This window comes from Alsobacter soli (assembly GCF_003004785.1).
Taxonomy (GTDB): Bacteria; Pseudomonadota; Alphaproteobacteria; order Rhizobiales; family Beijerinckiaceae; genus Alsobacter; species Alsobacter soli.
The window spans coordinates 1-510 of sequence record NZ_PVZS01000079.1; the positions used below are offsets into that span (position 1 = coordinate 1).

Annotated in this window: 1 pseudogene; it reads right to left on the reverse strand. The window is 68.0% G+C overall.

What is annotated here, in order from left to right:
* Positions 1 to 510 (reverse strand): annotated as a pseudogene (locus SLNSH_RS24340) (phosphomannomutase/phosphoglucomutase); the annotation flags it as partial.

A 510-nucleotide genomic window follows, 5' to 3' on the forward strand; every position in this document is an offset into this window, starting at 1 on the left:
TCAGATCGACTGGTTGTAGGCGCCCACCTCGGGGTTCTCGCGCAGAACGCCGTCCACGGCCTTGAACATCTCGCGCATGCGCGCTTCCGAAACCGGGCTCTCGATCACTACGACCAGCTCCGGCTTGTTGGATGACGCGCGGACAAGCCCCCAGGTGCCGTCCTCGGCGGTCACGCGCACGCCGTTCACGGTGACGACGTCGCGAATGGCCTGGCCGGCGACCGGCTCTCCCCGCGCCTGCATCGCCTGGAACCGCTTCGTCACGCGCTCGGAGACCTGGTATTTCACCTCGTCCGGGCAGTGGGGCGACATGGTCGGCGTGCCATAGGTGCGCGGCAGGGCGCGGTAGAGGTCGGCCATGCTCTTTCCGGGATTCCGGTCGAGCATGTCGAGCACCGCGATGGCCGTCACGAGCCCGTCGTCGTAGCCGCGGCCCACCGGCGCGTTGAAGAAGAAGTGACCGGACTTCTCGAAGCCGGCGAGCGCCTTGAGGTCGGCCACCCGGCGCTT